This is a genomic window from Microvirga sp. P4_G7, assembly GCF_056401005.1.
In genome coordinates, this window is the sequence record NZ_JBFUKD010000406.1 from 1 (window position 1) to 3,452 (window position 3,452).

The following is a 3,452-nucleotide window of genomic DNA, read 5'->3' on the forward strand; positions in this document are numbered from 1 at the left end:
GCACCGGACCAGTCGGCTACGTCGCCGGTTRCTGTCTGTCTTTGACCAGTCCGAACACGCTGCTGCAGGAAACGGTCAGAGCCTACACGCGCGGTTGGTATGCCCAGGTCGTGGATGACCTGCCGGCGATCGCCGACGGTCTGATCGCGCCGATGCCGGGCCCGGGGCTCGGCATCGACCTCAAGCCGGAATTCCTCGAACACCCGACGACCATTCGCCGCCGCAGTGCGGCTTGATGACCAAGGAGATTCTTCACATGGCGGACGACGACTACGCCGAGCTGAAAGAGAAGCTTTTCACAGCGGTCCTATCGGATTGTCTCGACCATTGCGGATTGACCAAGCAGGCACTCCCATCGTTCGTGCGGCCGTTGGACGAGAGCAGTGTGATGGTCGGCCGTGCGCGCACAGCCGCCTTCATGGAAGTCTATCACGTCGAGCCGGATTCGAATCCCTACGAGCTTGAAATCGCTCTGATCGACAGCCTGAAGCCGGGCGAGATTCCCGTGTTCGCGTGTTCGAACAGGGCACGGATCGCCCCATGGGGCGAGTTGCTCTCGACCGCCTCCAAAGTGCGCGGCGCCGCTGGTGCGCTCATGGACGGATGCGTGCGGGATATCAAGGCGATCAAAGCCATGAACTTTCCCGTGTTCCACGGCGGTATTGCACCGCTGGACTCGAAGGGGCGTGGAAAAATCATGGCGATTGACATCCCGATCGAGTGTGGCGGCGTGCCGGTGGCGAGCGGGGACCTGGTTTTCGGCGACGCTGATGGCGTCGTGGTGATTCCCCGCGCATTCGAGGACGAGATCCTGCGACTCGCATTCGAGAAGATCAGCGGGGAACGCAACACGTTGCGCGATCTTCAGCAAGGCGACGCCTTGGCGACCGTCTTCGCGCGCTACGGCATTCTATAAACAGTCATTCGAGGGACGCCTGATCATGATCGTCGACTGCCACGTCAACATCTACGATGACAACCAAATGCTGCCTCTCTATTCCGATCTCGCCAAGCGGGCTCGCCCGGGCGGATTTCCGCTAAAGAGCAATTGCGAAGTCGTGTATGAAGCCATGCAGGACGTCGACAAGGCGATCATCTTCTCGTTGCGCTACAAGGACGCGATCGGCATCGACGGGGATGATGAGGTTACGGCGCGTGCTGTCGCCAAGCATCCCGACAAGTTCATCGGTTTTGCAGCCGTCGATCCCAGAATGCCCGATTGCATGGATCTCCTTGTTCACGCGATCGAAGACTTGAAGCTCAAGGGCGTGAAGTTTGGGCCGATCTACAACGGCGTCAGTCTTCTCGATCCGCGTCTCGAGCCGGTCTACGCGTATCTGCAGAAGAATAATCTCCCTTTGACGATGCATATGGGGACGACCTACGGGACCAACGCACCGATCCATTGCGGACGTCCGCTCGACGTCGACACGATCGCTCATCGCTATCCCGATCTGAAGATGGTCATGGCTCATATGGGCCACCCTTGGTACGAGGAATGCATCGTCGTTTCCCGCAAGAATCCCAATGTCTATTGCGAGATATCGGCTTTGTATTACCGCCCCTGGCAGTACTACAATATTCTCGTATGCGCGCAGGAATACCTGATCACCGAATGGAACAAGATCTTCTTCGGCACGGACTTTCCTTTCACCAGCGTGYAAGATTCGATCGACGGCCTGCGCAACATCAATCGACAGGTTGAAGGGACGCATCTTCCCAAGATCTCCGAGAACACCATCGAGCGGATCATCAACTCGAATCCGCTCGAGCATTGGTGGCACGGCGGGTATCCCGGCTAAGGAGCGAACGATGGCGGACGAGGACGAAAAGAAGCTTCGCTCCGGCGAATGGTTTGCCCGGCAGGATTCCTATGGGTTCATCTATCGGTCCTGGCTGAAGAACCAAGGCCATCCACAGAGGATGTTCGACGGCCGTCCGGTGATCGGAATTTGCAACACCTGGTCCGACCTGACCCCATGCAACGGGCATCTGCGCGAACTCGCTGAGCACGTCAAACGTGGGATCTACGAAGCCGGTGGCTTTCCGCTCGAGTTTCCCGTGACGTCGCTGAGCGAGCCTCTGATGCGACCCACGACAATGCTGTTTCGCAATCTCGCCAGCATGGACACCGAGGCCTCGATCCGATCAGGTCCGATGGATGGCGTCGTGCTCCTTGTCGGCTGCGACAAGACGACTCCCGCCACATTGATGGGCGCGGCAAGCGTCGACTTGCCGACGATTGTGGTCTCCGGCGGGCCGATGCTGTCCGGGCGCTGGAAGGGGCGACAGATCGGCTCCGGCACCGACGTGATCCGCTTCAAGGAAGCGGTGCGAGCCGGCGAAATGTCGATGGAGGAATTCATCGCGGCCGAAGCCGCCATGTCGCGTAGTGCAGGCTCGTGCATGACGATGGGAACAGCTTCCACCATGGCAAGTCTGTGTGAGGGGCTCGGTGTGTCGCTCCCGGACAACGGCGCGATTCCTGCTGTCGATGCGCGGCGTCGAACACTCTCATTCGACAGCGGCCGCCGCATTGTCGAGATGGTTCGGGAAGATTTGCGGTTGTCGAAAGTCGTGACACGCGACGCGTTTCGAAACGCCATCGTGTTGAATGCAGCCCTTGGCGGCTCGACAAATGCCGTCGTTCACCTGCTCGCCTTGGCGGGGCGTCTTGGAGTGGACCTCTCGCTCGATGATTGGGACCGCTGGGGACGGGACGTTCCATGCCTGGTCAACCTGATGCCATCAGGGGAATATCTGATGGAGGACTTCTATTATGCTGGCGGGGTTCCCGCGGTTCTTAACGAGGTGCGTTCGAAACTCGCGACCGAACAAGTCACCGTGACGGGGCAGTCGTTAGGCAATGTCGTCGCCGGCGCCGCTATCCATGACGACCGTGTGATCAAGTCCCTCGACGCTCCGTTCAAGGCGCTCGGCGGCATTGCCGTTCTGCGCGGAAACCTGGCCCCCAACGGCGCGGTGCTCAAGCCGTCTGCGGCGTCGCCGCATCTGATGCGCCACCGCGGCAAGGCGGTGGTCTTCGACGGGCCCGACGATTTGAAGAAGCGGATCGATGACCCCAACCTCGATGTCGACGCGTCGAGCGTGCTCGTCCTGCGCAATTGCGGTCCGGTCGGCTATCCGGGGATGGCTGAAATCGGCAACCTTCCGCTCCCGCCGAAACTTCTTCGCGCCGGCATCACCGATATGGTGCGCGTGTCCGATGCGCGCATGAGCGGGACCGCGTACGGCACGGTGGTGTTGCATGTGGCGCCGGAGGCGGCCGTCGGAGGCCCCCTGGCACTGGTGCGCGATGGCGACATGATCGAGCTCGATGTCGAGAGCCGTCGTCTGCATCTCGACGTGACGGACGCCGAGCTCGCAAAGCGACGAGAGGAAATCGTGCCGTTCGAATCGCCGTTCACGCGCGGCTGGGAGAAGCTCTACGT

General features: G+C 60.4%; 3 protein-coding genes and 1 pseudogene. All 4 read left to right on the forward strand.

Features of this window, described 5'->3' with window-relative positions; genetic code table 11:
• Positions 1 to 236, forward strand: a pseudogene (locus tag AC1DT3_RS15430) (mandelate racemase/muconate lactonizing enzyme family protein); the annotation flags it as partial.
• A gap of 20 nt (positions 237 to 256) precedes the next feature.
• Positions 257 to 916, forward strand: a complete 660-nt coding sequence (locus tag AC1DT3_RS15435) for an RraA family protein (protein ID WP_477466127.1) — start codon at positions 257 to 259, stop codon at positions 914 to 916.
• A 25-nt stretch (positions 917 to 941) separates the two neighbouring features.
• Positions 942 to 1,802 (forward strand): amidohydrolase family protein, encoded by an 861-nt coding sequence (locus tag AC1DT3_RS15440; protein ID WP_477466128.1) that lies wholly within the window; start codon positions 942 to 944, stop codon positions 1,800 to 1,802.
• A 10-nt stretch (positions 1,803 to 1,812) separates the two neighbouring features.
• On the forward strand, positions 1,813 to 3,452 hold a 1,640-nt coding region (locus AC1DT3_RS15445; RefSeq protein ID WP_477466129.1), incomplete at its 3' end, for an IlvD/Edd family dehydratase.

Coding starts and splice junctions, on each gene's coding strand:
- AC1DT3_RS15435 (WP_477466127.1), top strand. CDS start 257: ATGGCGGACGACGACTACGCCGAGCTGAAAGAGAAGCTTTTCACAGCG.